The sequence below is a fragment of the Microcoleus sp. Pol17C6 genome, from assembly GCF_036701145.1.
GTDB lineage: Bacteria > Cyanobacteriota > Cyanobacteriia > Cyanobacteriales > Microcoleaceae > Microcoleus.
The window spans coordinates 26,518-49,887 of record NZ_JAUBQH010000049.1 but is presented as its reverse complement, the minus strand read 5'-3'; the positions used below and the strand labels follow the sequence as shown (position 1 = coordinate 49,887).

Annotated in this window: 14 protein-coding genes; 9 read left to right on the top strand and 5 right to left on the bottom strand. The window is 47.0% G+C overall.

Annotated elements, in window-relative coordinates; all coding sequences use genetic code 11:
• A partial coding sequence (locus QUA25_RS21465) for a calcium-binding protein (RefSeq protein WP_333041166.1) occupies positions 1–1,527 on the top strand: 1,527 nt, incomplete at its 5' end.
• A gap of 98 nt (positions 1,528–1,625) precedes the next feature.
• On the opposite strand, the gene QUA25_RS21460 is transcribed toward QUA25_RS21465, so the two are convergent.
• The gene (locus QUA25_RS21460) at positions 1,626–5,579 is read right to left on the bottom strand and encodes a PAS domain S-box protein (protein WP_333041165.1); all 3,954 of its coding nucleotides are present in this window, start codon (positions 5,577–5,579) and stop codon (positions 1,626–1,628) included.
• Positions 5,580–5,876: 297 nt separating this feature from the next.
• Between QUA25_RS21460 and QUA25_RS21455 the strand changes: the two genes are divergently transcribed.
• From QUA25_RS21455 to QUA25_RS21445, 3 genes are all read left to right on the top strand, one after another.
• The gene (locus QUA25_RS21455) at positions 5,877–6,089 is read left to right on the top strand and encodes a hypothetical protein (protein ID WP_333041164.1); all 213 of its coding nucleotides are present in this window, start codon (positions 5,877–5,879) and stop codon (positions 6,087–6,089) included.
• 128 nt (positions 6,090–6,217) lie between these two features.
• Positions 6,218–6,808, top strand: coding sequence for a cytochrome b (locus QUA25_RS21450; protein WP_333041163.1), 591 nt, complete (start codon positions 6,218–6,220; stop codon positions 6,806–6,808).
• 180 nt (positions 6,809–6,988) lie between these two features.
• On the top strand, positions 6,989–8,176 hold the full coding sequence (locus QUA25_RS21445; RefSeq protein WP_333041162.1) for an anion transporter: 1,188 nt from the start codon (positions 6,989–6,991) through the stop codon (positions 8,174–8,176).
• A 57-nt stretch (positions 8,177–8,233) separates the two neighbouring features.
• On the opposite strand, the gene QUA25_RS21440 is transcribed toward QUA25_RS21445, so the two are convergent.
• A complete protein-coding gene (locus tag QUA25_RS21440; protein WP_333041161.1) occupies positions 8,234–11,962 on the bottom strand; it encodes an alpha-mannosidase in 3,729 nt (1,242 codons plus the stop codon).
• Positions 11,963–12,144: 182 nt separating this feature from the next.
• Here QUA25_RS21440 and QUA25_RS21435 point away from each other — a divergent pair, with 182 nt between their 5' ends.
• The 4 genes from QUA25_RS21435 to QUA25_RS21420 all read left to right on the top strand — a co-directional run bounded on the left by QUA25_RS21435 (position 12,145) and on the right by QUA25_RS21420 (position 17,975).
• Entirely contained in the window at positions 12,145–14,118 is a 1,974-nt protein-coding gene (locus QUA25_RS21435) for a hypothetical protein (RefSeq protein ID WP_333041160.1), read from the top strand.
• Between the two features lie 78 nt (positions 14,119–14,196).
• Positions 14,197–14,313, top strand: coding sequence for a photosystem II reaction center protein I (locus QUA25_RS21430; RefSeq protein ID WP_039887172.1), 117 nt, complete (start codon positions 14,197–14,199; stop codon positions 14,311–14,313).
• Positions 14,314–14,614: 301 nt separating this feature from the next.
• Entirely contained in the window at positions 14,615–17,143 is a 2,529-nt protein-coding gene (locus QUA25_RS21425; RefSeq protein WP_333041159.1) for a DUF3769 domain-containing protein, read from the top strand.
• 160 nt (positions 17,144–17,303) lie between these two features.
• Entirely contained in the window at positions 17,304–17,975 is a 672-nt protein-coding gene (locus QUA25_RS21420; protein WP_333041158.1) for a hypothetical protein, read from the top strand.
• 25 nt (positions 17,976–18,000) lie between these two features.
• Here QUA25_RS21420 and QUA25_RS21415 read toward each other — a convergent pair whose 3' ends face one another.
• Positions 18,001–18,516 (bottom strand): phycobiliprotein lyase, encoded by a 516-nt coding sequence (locus QUA25_RS21415; RefSeq protein ID WP_333041157.1) that lies wholly within the window; start codon positions 18,514–18,516, stop codon positions 18,001–18,003.
• Positions 18,517–19,132: 616 nt separating this feature from the next.
• Here QUA25_RS21415 and QUA25_RS21410 point away from each other — a divergent pair.
• Positions 19,133–21,451: a hypothetical protein gene (locus QUA25_RS21410; protein ID WP_333041156.1), complete on the top strand. Its 2,319-nt coding sequence runs from the start codon at positions 19,133–19,135 to the stop codon at positions 21,449–21,451.
• Between the two features lie 85 nt (positions 21,452–21,536).
• Here QUA25_RS21410 and QUA25_RS21405 read toward each other — a convergent pair whose 3' ends face one another.
• Both QUA25_RS21405 and QUA25_RS21400 read right to left on the bottom strand, forming a co-directional pair.
• Entirely contained in the window at positions 21,537–21,755 is a 219-nt protein-coding gene (locus QUA25_RS21405; protein WP_333041155.1) for a hypothetical protein, read from the bottom strand.
• Between the two features lie 66 nt (positions 21,756–21,821).
• Entirely contained in the window at positions 21,822–23,231 is a 1,410-nt protein-coding gene (locus QUA25_RS21400; protein ID WP_333041154.1) for a heterodisulfide reductase-related iron-sulfur binding cluster, read from the bottom strand.
• Between the last annotated feature and the right edge of the window lie 139 nt (positions 23,232–23,370).

Below are 23,370 nucleotides of genomic sequence, written 5' to 3'. Positions count from 1 at the left end.
CCGACTCCGACTCCGACTCCGACTCCGACGGAAACGCCGACTCCGACTCCGACTCCGACTCCGACTCCGACTCCGACGGAAACGCCGACTCCGACTCCGACTCCGACTCCGACTCCGACTCCGACGGAAACGCCGACTCCGACTCCGACTCCGACTCCGACTCCGACTCCGACGGAAACGCCGACTCCGACTCCGACTCCGACTCCGACTCCGACTCCGACGGAAACGCCGACTCCGACTCCGACTCCGACTCCGACTCCGACTCCGACTCCAACGGAAACTCCGACTCCGACGGAAACGCCGACTCCGATGGAAACGGGAACCCCGACTCCGACTCCAACGGGAACCCCGACTCCGACGGAAACGCCGACTCCAACGGGAACCCCGACTCCAACGGAAACTCCGACGCCCACTCCAACGGAAACTCCGACTCCAACGGGAACCCCGACTCCGACGGAAACACCTACTCCTACACCATCGGAAACACCTACTCCTACACCATCGGAAACGCCGACTCCCACGCCATCGGAAACGCCGACTCCCACGCCATCGGAAACGCCGACTCCCACGCCATCGGGAACACCGACTCCCACGCCATCGGGAACACCGACTCCCACGCCAATGGAAAGCGATTGCATTTGCGATACTATTCCGCAGCCCAATTTCAACCAACCCAATCCAGTTGACAATACTATCAACAGCAATGGTAGCGGTGAAATTCAGTTAGGCAGCGGGGAAAATGATGCTTTTTACGGCAGTCCGAATCAGAACCTTTTCGATGGGAATTTAGGGGACGATAACCTCTATGGCGGTGAAAGAAACGACATCTTTTACGGGAACCGAGGCAATGATTTTATTGACGGCAACAAGGGGAATGATATCCTTTTGGGAGGCAAGAATAATGACATTATTGTTGGTGGTGAAGGTGAAGATATCATTTTTGGCAATCGTGGTAACGATTCCCTAAATGGCAAAGAAGAAAACGACTTAATTTTTGGCAATGAAGGTGCTGATTTTATCCAGGGCGGTAAAGGTAATGATTCTGCATTTGGCGGCAAAGGTAATGATATTGTGTTCGGTGGCAAAGGCAACGATCTTCTGTACGGCAATTTGGGCAGTGATACTATCTGCGGAGGTGCTGGCAATGATTTCTTAAGTGGGAATGAAAGTAGCGATTTGCTGGATGGCTGCGAGGGAAATGACACTATCTTTGGCGGGGCTGGCAGTGACACTCTCACGGGCGGTTTTGGCGATGATATTTTAATCTCAGGTTTGGGGGATGATAGTCTAATTGGAGGCATAGGGAATGACACGTTTGTGTTAGAAAATAACGGCGAATTTGATGTTATTTCTGACTTCACAAAAGGGCTGGATGTGCTACAATATAAAGGCGGAACAATTGGGAATTTGGCAATAAGTCAAATTACCGAAGGCACTTTAATTAGTAAAGCAAGTGGGGAACGGTTGGTTCTGTTGGTAGGGGTGGAAGCTAGTACGATCGCACTTAGCGATATCACTTTACTTTAGTTACTGGTTATTTGTTGGTTATGAGTTAGGAGAAACAAATTACTCATAACCAACAAATAACAAGTAACCAATAACCAATAACCAATAACAACTAATAATTACTGGCTGATCGCCACTCGATCGCGCCCGCCAGACTTAGCTCGATACAATGCCTTATCCGCAGCTTCAATCAACATTTTCGGGGAGTTTTGACTTGGCGAAACTGCCGCAACTCCCAAGCTGAGAGTCACAGAATCACTGACAACAGACTTGATGTGAGGAATTGCCAAGGCTTTGACGCGGCTGCGGATTCCCTCAGCAACAGCCTGTGCAGCGACGACATCTGTATTTGGCAAAATTACCGCAAATTCCTCGCCGCCGTACCTAGCAGCCAAATAAAGGCGTTCTGCGGGTGCGTTTGTGCAAGCATCCCCGATCGCCCGCGCCACTTGCTGCAAACAAGCATCCCCGGCTTGGTGGCCGTAATTGTCGTTGTAAAGTTTAAAACAGTCAATGTCGCACAGAATCAAAGATAGCGGTTCCGAAGAGCTCGACTGCTCCCATTCTCGGTTGATCACCTCGTCAAAACGGCGGCGGTTAGCTAGTTGAGTCAGACTGTCCAAATTCGCCAACCCGTCCAACCGCTGGTTGGCCGCCGCTAGCTGCTGGTAAAGTAAAGATTGTTCGATCGCGATCGCAACTTGAGTACCCAACTGACTAAGCAAATCCACATCAAACTGCTGCCACTGGCGGGGTGCCGAACAGTGGTGGGCAATCAGCAAACCCCACAACTTCGGCACTTGACAAGAACCGTTACCTTCCCTCGGTTCAATTCCCTGCTGGACAATCGGCACCACCAAATTTGCCTTCACCTGACAATTCTCCAAAAATTTAAGGTGACACTCGCTCAAATTAGAAGCATGAATATCCTCTATGGCGCGAATGCGGCCCTTTAAATACTGTCCGATGTAAGTATTGGCAAAACAGCAATCGTCAATTCCCATCCCTTTGAGTGGCATCCATCCTTCTGCAACCGACTCCACCACCACATCTCCGTTCCAGTCTGGTCGGAAGCGGAAAATCAGCACGCGATCGGTTACCAAAAACTCCCGCACTTCCGCTACTGTAGTGTTGAGAATATCTTGGAGATCCAGAGAAGAACGGATTCGCGATTGAATCTGCCCGATCAGGCGTTCCCGTTCTATTTGTTGCCGCAGCGCGACTTGGGCTTGCTTACTTTTAGTAATGTCCCGACCTTCCGGCAGCAACAATACTATTTTGCCCGTTTCATCCGCGACCGGTTTGAGAGAAAAATCAACAGTTGCCGTCCGATTTACACCTTGAACTTCCACTTCATAGCGGACAAATTCACCTCTTGCCGATCGAGAAATCGCCTCTTGCAACTGTTCCTGAACTTCCTCAGAATCTCCCCACCAAGGCAATAGCCAAAACGGTTTATTGGCCACATCCCGTAGCTTAATTCCCGCAAAATCTAGAGAAGTTTGGTTAGCTTCCAGCAGAGTGCCGTCCGGTTTCAATAAGCTCACAAATTGAAAAGAAGAATCAAAAATTGCCCGAAAGCGCCTTTGAGAATCTCCCAACATTGCCGTCACCTTTTCGCGAGATGTAATATCGCGGAAGCGCCACACCCTGCCAATAATATTTTGTCCGACTCGAATCGGCTGCGTGTAGCGCTCAAAAGTGCGACCGTCTTTAAATTCGAGAATATCGCAACCTTCCGACTCCGTATCACTATAAAATTCTTTAACTCTCTGCAAAAAAGCTCTCGGATCTTTAACTTGCTTAGTGAGAAATGCCAGTCGCACCGTTCTATCCATTGAGTTTCTTACTTCTTCATAAATTCCCCACATTTGAACTAACTTTTCGTTATAACTAATCATTTCTCCGGCGGTAGTAACGGCGAGAATGCCGTCTGCCGTTGCTTCTAAGGTAGCGTGCAGCAAAGACCGCGATCGCTCTAATTCTGCTGCGGTCAATTTCCGTTCTGTGAGGTCTCGGACTGCTTTCACCTGTACTAAACGACCTTCCCAAAATACGAATTTGCTGCGAACGTCAGCAGGAAAAGCAGTTCCATCTCGCTTAAGAAAAATCGTTTCACAGACTGTATTGCTGGCAGCAGAAATCATTTGCGGCGCCTGTTTGTATGATTTCGGCGACAGTAGTTCTAGCAAGCTCATTCCCACCATTTCCGCAGGTTCGTAACCGAAAAGTTGGGCAAAATTACTGCTGACGCTCAAAATTGTGTCGCGGTCAGCCACGGCAACTGCTTCAAAATAAGCTTCGCATTCGAGCAAGCGTGCTGCGGAGTGGCTGCTGCCATTTTCGCCAGAGGAGTAGCTGTTGTTAATTAGCTGTTGCAGTTGCGTATTTGCCGAGTACAAAGCGGTCATGGCTTGCCTGTACATAGCAGTACGTTTCTCGACTTTTTCTGCGAGGCGATCGCGATATTCTCGCAGTTCTCTTTCGACTTTAATTAAATCAGTAATATCTACTGCAAACACGATTACACCAGCGACTTTACCTGTTTCATCGCGGTAAGGTATTTTATCTGTACGCACCCAGCATTTTTGACCAGCAACTGTTGGTAGCAGTTCGACTTGGCCCTGCTTGGGAACGCCAGAATTGATTACTTCCAAATCTTCTAAATAATATTGCTCTGCTTCGTCTGGATAGATTTCATAAAAAGATTTACCTTCTAATTGAGCTGCGGGCAAACCTCTCGATGCAGCGGCGGCTTGATTAATTCGCAGCAGGCGACTTTCGGTATCTTTGAGCCAAATCATCGCCGGCACGGAATCAAAAATTATTTGCTGTTCTTGTTGCTGCAGGCGTAGTTCGGCTTCTGCTTGTTTTCTTTTAATTATTTCTTTTTGCAGTTTTTGGTTAGCTTTTTTGAGCTCAGCAGTACGTCTTTCTACTCTTTCTTCTAGTTGATCGTAGTATTGGGTCAGCAAGTTTTGCTGCTGTTCGTGCCGCATTGCTTCTAATTTTAACTTTTCGCTAGCTGACAAACTTGAGGATACAAAATCTGCTAATATTTGGGTAAATTCGTGTTCTTCTTCCGTCCAATCACCGTCGGCACCCTGGCGTTCGGCGCTGACTATTCCCGCCATTTTACCTGCTAGCACAATCGGTACGTTTAACAGGGAAGTCGTGCCCTGATCGAGCAAATAAAGACCGACAAGTTCTCGCGTTCTGGGGTCATTTTCTGCGGCCACAGTTGCGATCACACTGGCAGATTTTAAAGCTTGAAAATAGGCCGGACAGTCGGCCGCTGTGATGATGATTTGTACGGAATGGAGTTTAGTATTTTGTTCGTAAAGGTCGATGCAGTGAAGCTGCGTTTTGTCTTCGCCATACAGCCAAATACTGGCTCGATCGCAGTTGATAATACTGACAGCGGTTTCTGTTACTTCGCGGATGAAGTCTTCTATATTGTTGCGTTCTTTAAGTTGACTTTTGGCTAATTTTGCGATCGCCAAAGTTGGACTGCGCCAATTTCCTCTCTGGTTGGGCGGCATGGGTGACTGCGAAGCGGCCTTAATTTCTTCGCAAACTAACAGTACAGCCGGCCGTTGAAAATTGGCAATTGAGCGACCATTAGTATTTTCCTCTATTTTCCAATCAACCGCCGGCATTGGGCGCGCGGTTGCTTTTACCCTAATAATCTTGCCGTCTTTGCAAGTCAAGCAGCCTTCCCAACAGGCAATTTTTGGAGTTGGCGTACCGTTTTCCGGCTGGGCCAATCCAGCAAATTCTGCCTGCATTTTGCCTTGCTCTTGGCAGTAAAATATGTTAAAAATTGAATGACAAATTAATTCCTGCGATTTGTAGGCGAGGCGAGACGCACCGAATTGATTGAGCGAAAAAACTCTTCCCAAAGCATCTAGAACGAAGTAAATGCCCGGAAAATTCTCGTAGAGAGTTCCATACCAATCTTGTTCGACTTGTTGGCTGCACGAAAGTTTTGCTATCGCGAACTCGCCGTCCGTGTCGAGCAAGTGAGAATAGTTGGTTTCGGGGTTGCTTGAATTACTTTTTTTAGCAAACACTTTTAGCTTAACTCGACTGTAATTAATTTTACTTTCTGGAATTTAACTTTTTTGTGAAACTAAATTAAACCTGTTGTTTGAAAAAAGTTACAAGTTGTAACAAAAATACCACTTGTCCAGCGTGCTGGTTTTCGCTTCCCCATCCAACCACTGTGTTTCTTGGTAGCTGGTACACGGTCTGCAGACGATATTTCCCGCTAGTTGCAATGCCAGGAGGTTTAGCTGCAATTATCCCGTCTGTACTTTTAGCATCCTAGACAATAAAAAAAAACCGACAATCAATGGTTTTAAGTATATATGATAACACTCAAATACCTAATATTGGGACTGACCTACTTCGGATTCGGTTTGGGATATTTGCCGGGGCTGCGGATGAACCGGGCGGCGGTTGCAATTATCGGGTCAGCTTTTGTGGTGGCTTTAGGGATACTCGACCTGAAAACTGCTTGGGAGGCGATCGACCCCAGTACGATGTTTTATGTTGGGAATGACGATCGTGAATATAGTTAATTTGACTGTTTAATAAATATTTGCAATAGTTAAGTTAAGTAAATCTTATAATGCACAATCAACCACGGGCTTTAGTCCTATAGTTTATACTTAATCTTGTGCAGCAAATGCTAAGGAGGTAAGAAAGAGTGAGTACCCTAAAACCCGCTGCGAAACCCAGACTTAATTCTGCGTTCAAACAACTGATGTCCTTACACTGGGTGATGTCAGCTTGCTATTTAGTGCTGTTTATTACCGGTACTTCTATGGCTCGATTGCCAGGAGAATTGTTTATTCGAGGCCCCCTTTACGATTTTCACAAATCCGTAGGAGTGCTGACAATGGCTTTACTGACTTGGCGGATTTTAACTCTGCTGAGGGTATGGTGGAAAAAATATACGAAACGCCTGCCAAAGTTTACGAAGGAATGGTACAAAAATTTTGCTCTGCACACAACTTTGTATGTTTTTATGTGGCTAGTTCCGGTTGCTGGTTTCTTGCTTTCTAACTCTTACAAAAGTAACAATGTGAAATTTTTCGGAATTGTTTTGCCGGATATGTTTCCCCAGAATTCCGCAATGGTTGATCTGGGAAGGAGTTTGCATTTTTGGCTGGCGTACACATTTTTAGCGTTCGCGATTTTGCATATTATAGATCAGAAGAAAGTGGTGAGGGCTAATTGGCGCCGATTGACAAATTTTGTTCGCACTAAGTTCGCAAAGTCCCAAAAGGTTGGATAAATTTGCGATGAGGTACTATATCTCAATTGGTATTGATAAATTTACTGCAAAACTGGCTATTTTCCACGGCGATATTTAGCGCTAGTTGCAATGCCAGCAGGTTTAGCTGCAATTACCCGGTCTGTACTTTTAGCATCCCAGACAATGGAAAAAAGCGGCAATCAAGCATTTTAAGTATATATGATAACACTCAAATACCTAGTCTTGGGACTGACCTACTTGGGATTCGGTTTGGGATATTTGCCGGGGCTGCGGATGAACCGGGCGGCGGTTGCAATTGTCGGGTCAGGTTTTGCGGTAGCTTTGGGAATACTTAACCTCAAAACTGCTTGGGAGGCGATCGACCCAAATACGATCGTTTTTTTGCTGGGAATGATGGTCGTTAATTCGGCTTTGGGAGCATCGGGTTTTTTTCAACTCGCTTTGGAGTTTTTAACTCGCTTTACTCGTTCTCCTTTCGGCATTATGGTGGCAGTTACTTTTGGCAGCGGCATTTTATCGGCATTTTTTCTCAACGACACTACTGCTATTTTGCTGGCCCCTTTAACGCTGAGTCTGACTCGCTCTTTGTCTCTCAATCCTATCCCTTATCTTTTAGCTTTAGCCGGAGGTACTAATTTAGGTTCAGTGGCGACTGTGAGTGGCAACCCGCAAAATATTCTCGTCGGTTCTTTTTCGGGAATTAGTTATTTGGAATTTGCCCGGTCTCTCGCACCAGTAGCTTTAATTTGTTTGCTGGTTCAAGTAGCTTGGCTGTGGTTGCTTTATCCAGAAGTGCGTTCTTGCAAATCTTTGCCGCAGGTTACTCAAGTCAGGTATCGATTGTTCAAGCCTTTACTAGCAAAAAGTTTGTGGGTGACAGCAGCACTTTTAGTAGCTTTTTTAGCGGGTGCACCTTTAGCAGAATCTGCCTGGATAGCTGCCAGTATATTGTTAATTACTAGGCGCGTCAAGTCCGATCGCATTTTGCAAGGCGTCGATTGGAATTTGCTAGTAATGTTTGCAGGATTGTTTGTGGTGACTAAAGCCACTCAACAACTGGGTTTGTTGGACAATTTAACTAATTTGACTAATACACCGCTGAGTTTGTTGGGAGTTACCGTAATTCTTTCTAACTTAATTTCTAACGTACCGGCGGTGTTAGTTCTGCAATCGGTAATTGTCAAAACAGATACCCAAGCTTGGCTATTGTTGGCGGCGGGTTCTACTCTGGCGGGGAATTTAACTTTGTTGGGTTCTGTGGCTAATTTGATTGTAGCTGAAGTTGCTGCACGGAAATCAGGCGATCGGCTGACTTTTAAGGAACATTTGCGGTTCGGGCTGCCGCTGACTTTCGTTACTTTGGCAATAGCTTATTTTTGGATATAATTCGCAGAGCGATCGACACTACCCTAAATTTTAGCATTTAACCTGCCAATAATCCCCTCATCTCTTCGCTTCCCCTTCTTCCTTCGCGCCTTCGCGGTTCGCTACAACTCCAAAACTCGCGATTTTCCAAGGCTCTATCTTAAATCCTCGCCCTTCGGGCAGCTTTTCAGACAAATTGGCAGGTCGTTCTAACAAATCTACTGGCCCTACAATTTCTAATCCCAAATCACTCTTGAATTCTAGCCCAGCCTCTTTCCCCTCGGATTCGCAACAGCGCAAAATCCACACATTAGAATCGTCTTCCGATTGTTTGAAAGCCATCAAAACTAAATTGTCCGCCCACAAATCCAAGAACTTGCCAACTGCGGGTAAACTGTTGTTTCGATTTTCTCCCAACTCCGGCAACACCTTTACTAGCAGCGGCAAATTCAACTCGTACCCGCGCCGAACTGTGCCTGCATCCTGCCAATTTCCGCTATGCGGATACACTGCACAAGTAAATTCGGAAACTCCTACATCTGCTTGTGCATCCGGCCAAGTCGAGCCCCGAAGCAATGTCAGCCGAATTTGATTTGGTTGAAGGTCGCAACCGTATTTGCAATCATTGAGCAAACTCACTCCAAAACCGTCATTGCTGATATCAGTCCAGCGCAAAATCGGCACTTCCCATTTGGCTTTTTCGGCGGGTGTTTGCGGCTTGGTTGTGCGTGCGATCGCACCGCCGGGAATTTCGCAAGTTGCAAAATCTGCTTCTACATTTAACCCAAAGGCTGCTTTTACTAAAACGTGACTTTCTTGCCAATCTGCAACTGTCTTAATTTTCAGCAGCGGCGAACCTATTTCTACTATATAATCTTGGCAAAATTCCGATTTGCCAATTTGTCGGACTACGCGCAAACTCTGCCGTATTTCTCCCTGCTCTACCCAAGCAATCTCTTTGAGTGTCGGCGCGGGTAACTGATGTTTTTCATAATTTGGGTCGATGTTCCAAGCATCCCAATATTGGCCGCTGTCTTGAAATGCTTGCAGTTGATTTCCGCCTGCTGCATTCAGGACTTCTCGGTTATTTACTTTATCCCAAATGCTGGATAAATCCCCAGTTTTGCCGTCAACTGTTGCCCGAATAAATTCATTTTCTAAAACCATTTGTGCGGCTGCAAAAGGCGTTTCTTGACTAACTGGGTTTTTTTGTGCTATACCGTATGTAAGTTTTGATAACTCTGTCTTTTTTTCAGTTTCTGGACTCGCGGACGCATTATCCACAGTTTGAGCGTCTTCGCGACACAGCCAAAACACCTGGTAGCCAACGGCGGGGATATTATTTGCCCAGAATAATAGTTGAGATTGCGATTGCGGTCGATCGCCCTTGACAATCTGTGAAGCCAATCGCCGTCGGGAAAAATCGTAAATTTGCCAAGCTGAATCAACAGAATCGGGAAGCGGTACGGCGACAACCTCAGAGCGCGACCAATTGAGAGTATTGAAAATTAAAATCGGTTGAGCATCGGGCTGCGGAGGATGCGGCAGAGAAATTTGAGCCGAGAGTGCATCCAAAGATTTTAGCAGGATTTCGCGACAAGTGCGATCGACCTCGGCAAAGGCTAGATTAGCATCCGCGTAGACTTGGGCGATCGCAGAACCGGGCAAAATATCGTGAAACTGGTTAAACAAAATTTGTTTCCAAGCAGATTCTAACTCGGATTTCGGATAAACCGCACCAGTACAAATCGTTGCCAGCGAAGACAACAACTCGGCTTGGTAGAGCAATTCTTCGCAGCGACGGTTTTGGCGTTTTTGGTCGGCGTGAGTCGTGTAGCAACCCCGGTGGAATTCTAAGTAAAGTTCGTCTTTCCAAATGGGAAGAGTTTTGAGTTGTGAGATGGAATGATTTGCATCCGAAATTGCCGACAAGTTTGACAATTCTCGCGCCTGTAAATTCTCCTGGTTGTCGGATTCTGGAACATAGCTTTCGGACTTAGTTGCCCCAACTTCAGGCAAAAACTGACTCTCAATCAAAGACAAATAATCAACCGCTTTCGCAAACTCCAACTTCGGGAAAAAAGGCGACATTTTCCAGCGTTTCACCACCTCCAACATATCACGAGTCGGGCCACCGCCGTGGTCGCCAACCCCAGGCAACCAAAGAGCATCTTGCAAACCAGTCTTAACTTGCCAGTCAAAAGCATAACTTGCCATTTTCACAGATTCTATACTTTCGCCAATGGGAGCAGACATCATGCTAAATATTTTAGTACCGTCCAACCCTTCCCACCAAAATGCACCGTGGGGAAATTCCGTTGTATCGTTCCAACGCAACTTTTGCGTCACAAAATAGTCAACTCCGCCTTGCCGCAAAATCTGAGGTAATTGCCACCCAAAACCGAAAGTATCCGGTAGCCAAGCTACCCGCATCAATTCCCCAAATTTTTCTTTTGCGTAACGCTGTCCGTAAAAAACTTGCCGCACCATTGATTCAGCGGAAATCAAGTTTAAATCCGGTTCTACCCACATCCCGCCGACAACTTCCCAGCAACCCGCCGCCACCTGTTTTTTAATCGCAGCAAATAAGTCCGGCCGATGTTCTTCCATCCAAGCATAAAGCGCCGGAGTTGAATGGCAGAAAATCAAATCGGGAAACTCCGATTGCAATTTCAATACCGACTCAAAAGTTCGCTGGGCCGCTTGCCAAGTTTCCGGGACAGGCCACAGCCAAGCTAAGTCTAAATGAGCATGACCGACCAAATAGATTTTACCTGTATATATAGATGTCAGCTCGCCAATTTCTCCTATATATATAGATGTAGCATTGCCCTTTTCTCCAACCTCCGAAACTTCCTCTCTTCTTCCTCCCTCTGCGCCCTCTGCGCCCTCTGCGGTTCCCTCATCTAAATCCCCAGAAAAAGATGTCAGTTCACCAATTTCTCCTATATATATATATGTAGAATTGCCCTTTTCTCCAACCTCCGAAACTTCCTCTCTTCTTCCTCTCTCTGCGCCCTCTGCGCCCTCTGCGGTTCCCTCATCTAAATCCCCAGAAAAAGCCCGCAGATATCCCAGTAAATTGTGCCGCAAAACAGACAACGAGCGATCGAACTTTTCGCGATCGCCCACCGCCGACCAATCAATCAAATCCATCGCCAAATCAATCTCAGATTTCAGCGTTTCCCCCTTGACAAACATAGGGCGAATTGCTATTGTTTCAGTGGAGAGGTATTGGGAATTTAAATTTTCTAAATTTCGACTTAGCGAATTTTGCAAAATCTCTAATTCGGCAGCCACAAAACCCGGATCGAAATAAGAAGAATCCGCAGCTTCGTACAAACAAATCGATCGTACTAAAGCACCGTTATCGTGACCCGGACTTACCAACCGCAAAATAACTAAAAATTCATCTCCGGGATTGGCCGACGAACTCAACAAAACTCGATCGGCAAAATCAAATAAATCTCCCTGTCCGACTAACTCGCCGTTCACAAAAATTTGAGCATCTTCTGCCCACCAAGTCAAGCCCAGCAGCAACCGCAAACCAACCACAGGATAGCCGTGCAAATTGTCAGGAATTACAAATTGCTGGCCCAAATACAAAACTTGCTTCCCAGACGGCCAAGCAATATGTCCTTTGCTGTTAAGTTCAGCAACAGGGCTGTTACAAATATTTACCGAAGAGACAGCCGACTCAGAATCGCAGTACCTCCAACCAGACTGAACCTCCACTTGGCTGAGGCGGCGCAACTTCTCGACAGCGGCAGAAATATTGTTGCTAGCAGGTGACACAGAAGCGCTCATATTTCGCTAAAATAGGAATTGTGTATTAATCAAAAATCGGATTAAACCGCCCCGACGCAAAGGACGCGAAGAAATAAAGGTTTCAGAGGGTTTGAAGCTGCGATTAAGATCTCGCTTTGATTTTACAGCAATATTCAGCTATTCCGGCGCGAATCAAAAATCTGAATTCAATAATTAAACTTATGTCCAACGGTTACTACGGCCCATACCAAAGCCGGCTATTAAATTTTATATCGAAACAGTCCCGCCAAGTCGCTGACAATTGCGATCGAACTTGGCGTCAAATTAAAGAAGCCACTCTCACCGCTACCCAAATTCTGCTTTATCCAGCTTATTTGCTGGTGCAAAGTTCCCGACTGCTAGGCAGACAGTTGCGGGAATCAAGTCAAAAAGTAGATTTACCTGAACTGCAAGAATTTGTGGGCGACGAAAATCCCGATGGGCAACAAAATTGGTATCAGGGGGAAACTTCCGACGAAAGTTCGATCGCCGAAATTTTGCACCTCGCCGAAAATTTACTAAACTCGTCGCAAACCGCGAAAACTTTAGCCACCTTCCCGCTGTTAATTAATCAGGGAAATACTGCTAGCGATTTACCTCCGGCAATCAATTTTAGCGGACAAATCACAAAGCATCAAACAACTTCCGTCTTAGAACTCCCGGTTGCTAAAACAGGATTAAAACCGCAACCAAAAGTTGAGGGAATTGCCAGTTTTATCCCAGCCCGCACTTTAGTATTGGTCGGAAGGGAAAATCAGGTTTTAGATATTTTGACACCCGAACAGCAGGAACTGCTCGAAGGTCGCATAACTTGGGAAGTAGCAAACTGCGGGCCGGAACGGCGGGAAATTACCCAAAAAGAATTAAAATTTAATCTCGGTTTGGAGTCGGCGGCCAAAAAAGCGCAGTTGCCGCCGGTGCGTCGTTTTTGGGAATTGATGGCATGGCTTCAGACGAGTCCGGTTGCTCTCAAAAGAAATCAGTTTGGAGAATCAATCCTTGCAGTTAAAAAATCGATCGACCGCAATTCAATCCTAGTCCAAAAAGCCCGCGCCCAGATCGAAGCAAAAACCGCACAGCAGTCAATTGTGGCATCGAATTCGATCGACCAAAATACCCCAAAACTAGAAACTAATTTTAACAGCAAGTTCGATCGACCCCCTACTCCTCTCTCCTTTGTTACATTACTCGATCGCGCCGCCGTCAACCTGGAAGAACTTACTCTACCGCCATCGGTAAAAACAATCGCCGCACCCACAGAAAACTCTGGAGTAAAAATTGACACATCCAGCACCGAAACCAATTTAGATTTTTCCGCCCGCGACATCCTCGAAAAATACGCTCGCAACATCGAACAAGTCATTTGGTCGTCAGTAGACCACCTTTTGGGCAAAGAAACGGCAGCGAGTGATAATACTGAGAAATCAGTCGCAATTCAGTATTATTTGAAACAGCGACAAGAACAAGAAAACACCGAAAAAAGCCCAGAGGTTGATCGACCGTGGCTGAACTGGCAAGACTTATTCGGCGAAGCAGCACCGCAGCATTTAATCGACGGAAGTTCCGAAACCCAGGCAGCAGCTCAAAGCAGCGCTAAAGTCAAGGAGAAAATAGCAGAATTAGGAGAATTGGCAGAAGGTCGATCAACCGCAGTCTCAATATCCCCTTACCCCGAAGCACTTCACAGCCTGCTGGGGCAGCTAAAACAGAGCTTGCTGACAAAAAGCTCAAAAAGTCAACCCCAAACAGCATCTGATTTATCTGATTTAGCAGTTACTCAAAAAAATAGCTCTGCACTCGCAGCAGAATCAACCCCAGGGCGCGCGCCGGAAACCCAAGTGCCAAAAAACACAAACCCGAACACCGCACAAAACAACCAATCCCCAGCAGCAATCACCGCGCAAACTAGCAGATACACCGCCGCAACCCCCGCCGCCGCAGCCGAACCAAAAAATCCCAGCGCAGGCGTCCCATCCGATGGAGACTACTTAGAAACAAAAGCAGAATCGATGGGATACATTAAGCATCCGCTAGAACAAGTGCTCGAATGGCTCGATCGAGTTATGCTGCGGCTAGAAAACATCGCGGAGCAACTCTGGAATTGGGCAAAAATCAACTTGCCAAAAATCCTCAAAAGCAAAGAGAAAATTGACTAATCTTTAGCTTATGATAAAAAAGTTGCCGCAACAGCAGCAAATCAGCTCAGTATTATGCCATCTTTGGAGACTCCCACAGTGCTAACCCTCAAAATCGTAGTTAATGTAGTTGTTTTATTTTTTGTTTCCCTGTTCATATTTGGATTTTTGTCCAATGACCCAGCCCGGAACCCCAACCGCAGAGACATGGAATAAACAAGTTATCCCGCCCGCTGGCTGGGGGGTACGCTACCGCAGCCCCGCAGCCAGCCCGCAAACTCGCAAAAATTAGTCGAACAAAACTTGACCTCGCACCAGCAGCGAGGTTATCTTGTGGCGAAAGCAAGTTCTCAAATCAGCCATCTTTCGGCGCGCCAAAGCCACTGCAAATTTTAGATGTCAGATTAATGTCTAAACAGTTGCCTTTTAGATGCAAAAATTTTCAATAATTTGTACCCTATAAAATCTAAAATCTAAAATCTAAAATCTAAAATCGGATGACTTACCTGTTATAACTATGCCCTATCCGGTACCGCCGCCAGAACCCCCTGGCATCATCTACATCGCAAAGCCAAAAAAAGTCGCCCTCACTGTCGCGGCAGGCGATGGAGACACCCTCCGCAACCCTGCAGAAATACCGGAACCAAGCCCAGATATCGTTCAGCCAGAACCCACACCGGCCCCAGCAGAACCCGCAGCCACACTCCTCGGCACTACCCCAGCCACCGACCAGCCTCCAGAAATCGCCGACCCCCTAGCTGCCGTGGAAAGCGGCGAGGCAGTGGTGGGATTTCAGCGTCGGCCTCCTGTGGGAGAACCCGAAACTGCGGAAACTCCGAAAGATTCCTCGTTTACTGCTTACCAATTGGGTTCGGTAGAAAATGCCGTTGCGATTCGCAATCGAAAACGAACCGCAGAGGCGCAGAGAAAACAGGAGAGAAATCTTGCCGGAAAGCAGGAAAGTTGGTATCAGGCCCAAGGCCGGCAGTTAGAAGATAACCCTCCCGAACCTGCGGAGATTCCCGTTCCAGAACCCGCGCTAGAACCAGCACCCAGCGGGCAACAGCAGTTCGACATTCCCACACCAGGAACTGCCCCCGCACCCAGAACACCCGCTGCGCCGACACCGAAGCCTAAACCAGCCGCGCCGGGAGTCCGCACCGCGCCTTCTCAGCGGACGGTGCCTTTTCCGGTCACTCCGGCCGATACTATTGAAGTTAAGGCTGACAGCCAAGAATTCGACGACAAGCAGCAAATTGTCACGGCGGTTGGTAATGTCGTTGTCCGGTTCCGGCAAACTGTGATTGATGCCGATCGAGCGATCGTCAACTTAGTCACCCGCCAAGTGGTAGCATCCGGCAATGTCGCCTATACCCGCGGCCAACAAGTAGTGCGCGGCCAGCGGATGGAGTTCAATCTCGGCCTCAACAGCGGCGCAGTCGAACAAGCCAGGGGCGAAATTTTCCTGCCAGCAGCAGGTAGCGAATTGACCCCCACACTGCCGACGGATATCAGTGCCGGGACGATTCTCGAACAGCCGCTGAGCGATCGAATTACCAGCCAGCAGCCCCTGCGCGGAGTCAAATCCCCCGGCGCTGCTACAGTGACTCTCGGTGGCGGCGGACAGCTAGCAGCCCCCCAAGTGACCGGCGCGGTCAACCGCGTCCGCTTTGAAGCAGAACGCATCGAACTGCTGCCAGACGGCGCGAGGGTAGCAACCAACATTCGGCTTACTAACGATCCGTTTTCCCCGCCGGAATTTGAATACAGGGCCCGGAGGGCGACGATTAGAAGGATTTCGCCCACGGCAGAGGAATTGGTCACAACTAAACCCCGCTTGGTGTTCGACAACCGCGTGAAAATACCCGTGTATCCCCGCAGGCAAGTGTTTGACAGCAGGCAGCAGAACGGCCCGTGTTTGACCTTTGGCTACGACGGAGGCGACCGCGGCGGTTTGTATGCCGAGTGCGGTTTTGAGGTGTTGCAAAACGGGCCGGTGCGGCTGACCCTAACGCCCCAAATTTACCTGCAGCGGGTTGTGGAAAAGCACGGCGGTAATCCGTTTTCTCCCGACAGCTACGGGCTGAAAGCGAGGTTACGCGCTAGTCTCGGCCCGCGCACCAGGCTGGACGGAGCGGCAATATTTCTGAGTTTGGAAGATTTCCCGAATTTGCCGGAAAACAGCTTTCGGGGCAATTTGCGCCTGCGACAGTTGATCGGCACTCACACTCTGGCAGCAGAATACAGTTATCGCGATCGGCTGTTTAACGGTTCTCTGGGCTATCAAACCGTGCAGAGCAGCCTCGGGGCAGTCCTCACTTCCCCAGTCATCCCACTCGGAGGCACTGGCATCAATCTCAGCTACCAAGCTGGGTATCAATTTATCAATGCTGACACCGATCGAGCAGAGTTGCTCGAACCAGTGCGGGAAAACAACCGCGTCGATCTGGGCCGTTCCCAAGTCAGCTTCGCCTTAAGCCGCGGCTTCAACCTCTGGGAGGGCGAACCGCTGCCCCGCACTCCCACCCAGGGTTTGAGGTATACGCGGTCGCCGGTGGTTCCTTTCTTGCAACTGGCCTTGGGACTCCGGGGAGTTGGCACTTATTACAGCAGTGGCGACAGACAAAATTCCCTCGCCGGCAGCGTCGGCATTCAAGGGCAGTTCGGTCATTTCTCCCGCCCTTTCCTCGATTACACTGGGTTTAACGTGACTTATACCCAGGTGGGGCGGGATGGTATATCGCCGTTTTTATTTGATCGCTTAGTAGATTTGAGAGTCCTGTCTTTTGGGCTTGTCCAGCAAGTTTACGGAGGGTTTCGAGTTGGATTTCAAAGTGCTATTAATTTAGAAAGCGGGGAAACAATCAGTACGAATTACACTTTAGAATACAGTCGCCGCAGTTACGCAATCATTTTGCGTTTTAATCCTGAGCGTCAAGTCGGCAGCCTGACTTTTAGAGTTAGCGACTTCAACTGGAATGGGACTCCCGAACCTTTTTCCGGGGACGCGCGAACTGTAGAAGGAGGCGTGCGTTTATCAGATTAATTCAATTGGCTAATTGGGCATTGGTCATTGGGCATTGGGAATTGGTAAGGGGGAATTAAGAATAGGTAATAGGTAATGGGGAATTGGTAATTGGGTAATTGGAACCAACAGTCAACAGTCAACAGATAACAGATAACAGTCAACAGTCAACAGACAACAAATGACAGAAGTGACGGCAATATCTGCACAAGCAGCGGCTCTGCTGGTTCACTACGGTTTTGACCTAGGTGGCAAAAAAGCCGAGAAATTGGCGGGTGAATGGCTGACCAAGTATCCCGGCTATTGGCTGCGTTTAGCAGTGGTTGAAGCGCTTTATCAAGGGCGCTACAAGGCTGTTTCTGTGGGACAGCTATTGAGTATGTGGCATCGGATAGGTCAACCTCTCTATCATTTCAATCGCGAGTTTGAACGCTTGGTATGCAATAATTTTCCTCAAAATTTAACCGGGGAAAGTGCTGATCAACTGTCACCGGAAGATATACTTTTATCAAACCAGGAATCGGAAGTAACTGCCGCAGAGTTAGAGTGGCGTGGACCGTCAGAGGCGCAACTTGATGTGGCACTTCATGCAGAAGTCCCAAACACAGAGGCAGAGGAAACAGGAAAATTACCCGCAGCGGACGATCGCACAAAAGAAAATACAGAATTTGTAGTATATGAAGATGTGGCTGTTACCGCCCTCGCTGATCGAGCCGAAGCTGAGCACAAATTAGCCGACAAACCTGTGGCAAAATCATTCCCAGTTGTCAAACACACAGATTTTCACACCAAGTTAAAAGCCATTGCCAGAGAAGGCCGAAGAAAGAAGGGAGAAAGCAGAAATAGAGTGTAAACTTTGGGAACTAGATAGTTATTTTTCACTTTTCATTTTGGGCACTTACTCCCATCCGAATTTCCGAACAAAAAGATGCTTGTTCGGTACCGTTAGCTTGCTTAACAACGCTAGTCCGCAGCCGCAGGTTGGGCATGAGATACCACAGCCTTTCTTCGGCATGGAGGGTGTCTGATTCTGTAATCAATGTCAGCACGTCGTCGCCCATCACGTACCGACTGTTACCCTTGTCTTGCAATACTTTGCCTTCGCTGGGATTGTCGGGATTTGGTACGATCGCTAGTATTGTAGAACCGATTTGTTTAGCTTTGTCGCGATCGGGAATACCGTCCCAACTAATCCGAACGCTGGTTAGCTTAGTTGAAGCCGGGTTAATCGAGTGTTGTTGGCAAAGTTTGACGACTGCTGCATCGCTAGCTGTCAGTATTTCTATGTTGAGGTCGGATTTACCCGCCTGCAATTCCCCAGAATTGAGATTGTGTACGGTACGCTGAGAAAACCATTTACCCGCACTTAACTCGAAAAACTCGATAACATCCATGAAATTTGTCTCTAAAGTCAATACTGCTTTATTTGCGATCGTGACTTGCGCGCTATGGAGTCAGAAACCCGGTTTCTTCCTACGTACCTAGCGGTCAAACCAATGATTTTGTCTAGAAACCCGGTTTAAGAGTGCAAGTCCTTTTCTATATTTTAGAGGAAGGGGGCGCACCTGCAAAGCTTTCTGAGAGCTTTGGGTGAAACAGATTGCAGATGCCGTTGAGGTAGCAAACCCAACCAGGGGGACATCTGCCTCGCTGATGCGGCCGACTTGAGAGAAAATTAGATCATCCGCCATCATGTTTCGTTATAAAAAGTTTTTTTCGCACTTTAAATAGGATTGCGATACCTAAAAATTATTAGGTTTGACAGTGTTGATCGATCGACCATCATCGCCCAAATACCAGCTATGTTAAGAAAAACAACGATATATGTGAGCTTTTGTCGATCGATCGGTAAATTGGGCGTTGCTGAGTTCAATTATATTGGCGGCGATTTATTGTAATCGCACTGCTTGAAAATTCTCAAAGCAGACTTCGACTAAAAAACAAGCAATTCATCCAACCATCACCAAACCGAGGACAGCAAGCCCATAGCACATAGCATTCAAATATGTCATGCTAAGTCTAAGAGAAAAGATTCTCGATCGGCTTTTCGGTAGGGTGCAGCTAGCGTATACATTTAAAAAACACATCCGTAAATTTATGACCGAGTTTAAACAAGGGCTGGATAAAATGAAGCCCGCAGAACAGACGCACTACCTGGGAATCCTGCCAAGTCAGCTAGCAGCAGCTTCAGACTCCGAAAAATTATACAGCTTACTAACAGATTACAATTTTATTAAAGCCAAGCTGTCAGCATCGGGAGTACAGGCGCTAATAGAAGATTACGATTTAGCAACAAGTTCCGATATTATTATCTCAGAGCAAAAAGCCGACCAACTCAAATTAATCCAAGAAGCAATTCGGCTGTCTGCCCACATTCTAGCCACAGATAAAAGCCAACTAGCGACCCAACTAATAGCCCGCTTGATGTGCTTTGAAAGTCCAGATATTCAAGCACTGCTAGCACAGGCACAACACCAAACAACCCCCTGGCTGCGACCGCTAACGCCCAGCTTTACTCCTCCCGGCGGGAGATTATTGCGTACCCTCACCGGACATACAGACTGGGTACAAGCTGTAGCAATCACCCCCGACGGCAAGCGGGCAATTTCTGCCTCCTCTGACCACAATCTCAAAATTTGGCACTTAGAAACAGGAGAAGAACTTGCCACCCTCAAAGGTCATCTTACCTACGTCAATGCTGTAGCTGTCACCCCCGATGGCACTAAAGTAATTTCCGGTTCTTGGGACAATACTATTAAAATTTGGGGTTTAGAAACTGGACAAGAAATATTTACTTTTGCCGGCGATACTTTTGCCGTAGAAGCAGTAGCAGTAACTCCCGACGGCAAGCGAGTAATTTCAGGTTCTTGGGATGGCAGTATTAAAGTTTGGGATTTGAGAAGCAGGGAAGTAATTTTTAACTTTAAAGGTCACAGCAGTTTTGTCCAGTCCGTAGCAGTAACTCCTGATAGCAAACGGTTGATTTCCGGGTCGGGAGACAACAGCATGAAAGTCTGGAACCTAGAAACCGGAAAAGAACTTTTTACTCTCATCGGTCATGAAGACTGGGTAAAAAGTGTAGCAGTTACTCCTGACGGCGAAAAAATAATTTCCGGCAGTTACGACGGAACTGTTCAAGTCTGGAGTTTGTCAGAAAGAAAGCAACTTTTCACTTTAGGAAAACACAGCAGTTTCGTTCAAGCTGTGGCAGTCAGTCCCGACGGCAAACGGGTAATTTCCGCTTCCGGCGACAAAACGCTGAAAGTTTGGAATCTGGAAACAAAAGAAGAACTTTTCACTTTTACCAATCACATCGCCCCAGTGAATGCTGTGGCTGTTACCCCCGACGGTCAGCGGATAATTTCTGGTTCCTCTGACAAAACTCTCAAAGTTTGGCACTTAGAAACAGGCAAAGAAAATTTATCATTTGCAGGTCACGATGACTGGGTAAATGCTGTAGCAGTGACGGCGGACGGTACGAAAGCGATTTCCGGTTCAGGAGACAACAGCATTAAAGTCTGGAATCTCAAAAACGGACAGGAAATTTTTACTATTTCGGGACATCAAGATTGGGTAAAAGCGATCGCAATTACACCGGATAGCAAGCGAGTTGTTTCGGGTTCCGGCGACAAAACAGTGAAAGTTTGGGATCTAGAAACCGGAAAGGAAATCTTTACTTTCACGGGTCATACAGACTGGGTAAATTCTGTGGCAGTGACTGCGGATGGGACGATGGCGATTTCCGGTTCGGGAGACAAAACTATTAAAGTTTGGAATCTAGGAACAGGAGAGGAACTTTTTACTTTTTCAGGTCATGAGGACGGGATAAAAGCTGTGGCAGTTACTCCTGACAGCAAGCGGGTTATTTCGGCTTCCGGCGACCAAACTCTGAAAGTTTGGAGTTTGGGGAAAGAAAAGAATATTTTGGCAATTTTATGGAATTTAGCCGTCAAAAATCTACTTTTCACTCTCAAAGGTCATGAGAGTTTTGTGAATGCTGTGGCAGTTACAGCGGATGGCAAATGGGCGATTTCAGGAGGGCGGGAACACAATTTGAAAGTTTGGGATTTGTCAGGTAGAAAAGAAGTTTTTACTTTGGCAGGTCATGCTGAGGCGGTAACATCTCTGGCGACTATGGGAACAAAGGCAATTTCTGTTTCGGACGATAATACTCTCAAAGTTTGGGATTTGTTAAGTCGAGAAGTAATTGCTAGTTTCAGGGGAGATAGTGCTTTGAAAGCTTGCGCTATTGCACCAGATGGGGTGACAATCGTAGTGGCGGAAGCTTCGGGACAGGTGCATTTTTTGAGGTTAGAAGAGGGGAAATAGTCATCAGTCATTAGTTATTAGTTATTATGCCGATCGCACTTTTGCTAAAATTTAAGAGTGCGATCGCTCTTTTCCCACATCTAGTTTACAATTGTTCCGGGTCAATTCCCATCGCTCGCAGTCTTTCTGCCAGTACAGCAGCCCGCTCTTCGGCTTGTTCTGCACGCTCTTCGGCTTGTTCCAAGTGGCGAGAAACCTCCTCATAACTTCTAAACAGTTCGCTCTCAGGGCGATAAATTTGCAACTCTTCACCCGACGCTCCTCTGTGGAACAGGCGCCCCGCCTGTGAATTCTTGCAATTCATTAAAAAAAAATCTCATTCACAAAAGAGCGCATCGAAAATAGGGCGGACACCGCCCGCCCTAGAAAACTACTTCCTCAGCAACTTCACCCCGCGAATCGAATAATCCAAAAGCTCAATTGGGTGCATTAAAGTAACTTCCTTTCCCTGCAACTCCAAATGCTTCTTAATTTGCAAAGAACAACCCGGATTAGAAGAAGCAATCAACTCCGCGCCAGTATTCAGCAAATTCTCCACCTTTTGCACTCCCAATTCATCAGCAATCTCTGGCTGAAGCATATTGTAAACCCCCGCACTCCCGCAGCACAAAGCCGCATCCACAGGTTCTTTTAACTTCACCCCTGGAATTTGTTGCAGTAACTGACGCGGCTGCAAACTAATCTTTTGCCCGTGCAACAAATGACAAGCATCCTGATACACAATTGTCAAATCTCCCTCAATCAAAGGATTGAGTTTCGCCGTAATTCCCGCACTTGCCAAAAACTCTTGCACGTCCTTAACATTAGCAGCAAATTTCTCAGCTTTCTCCCGATATTGCGGGTCATCTGCTAAAATGTGACCGTATTCTTTCAAAGTGTGACCGCACCCAGCAGCGTTGATAATTACAAAATCAACACCCGTATTTTCAAAGCTATCAATCATTTGTCTCGCCAAAGCTTTAGCCTGTTCCGCTTGGCCTTGGTGTTCCGGCAAAGCAGCACAGCATCCCTGACTTTTAGGAACCACAACCTCGCAACCGTTAGCCGTCAAAACTCGCACCGTAGCCTCATTAACTGGCGAAAATAACAGCCGCTGCACGCAGCCTAAAATCACACCGACTCGATAGCGTTTCTCTCCTTGTGCCGGAATTACCTCTGGTAAATTATCCCGGAAAGAATCGACAGTAACTTTCGGCAAAATTGATTCCATCGCCGCCAAGCGAGGAAATACTTTTTTCAGCAAACCTGTTTTGCGGACAAGTTTTGGCAGTCCTAATTTTTGATAAATAAACAGGGGTACAAGCAAAGGTCGCAATCTGTGAGGATAAGGGAAGAGATTAAAAATCAGAGTGCGAATTACATTGTCGGAAAAAGTGCGTTCCTGATTTCTAGTAACTTGGTGGCGAGTGGCGGAAATTAATTTGTCGTATTGAACTCCAGACGGACAAGCTGTTACGCAGGCCAAACAGCCCAAACAAGTATCGAAATGCTGTGAGGTTGCTTCGTTTAAAGGTGCGTCGCCTTCATTAATTGCATCCATTAAATAAATGCGGCCTCTGGGGGAATCCATTTCTTTGCCAAGTACGCGATAACTCGGACAAGTTGACAAACAAAAGCCGCAGTGTACGCAAGTATCGATTAATTTCGGATCGGGCGGATTATTGGCGTCGAAACCTGGGATTTCTAGGGTTTCTAAGTGGGGATTTTGTGCTAGAAAATTGCTTTCTTTGGCAGGTCTTAAATCGTCGCTGGGAACTGGAGATTTTTCGGAAGTTTGCATATATATATTACCTAATTGTTTTTCTTCGTAGCAAGGAGTTTAATCAGCTTAATGGAATTTATGCAGAAGCTTTATATGTATGTTTGCAACGGGAAATTTGCCGCTATAAGTAGCGTGTAAAACCACTTTTTACATAATT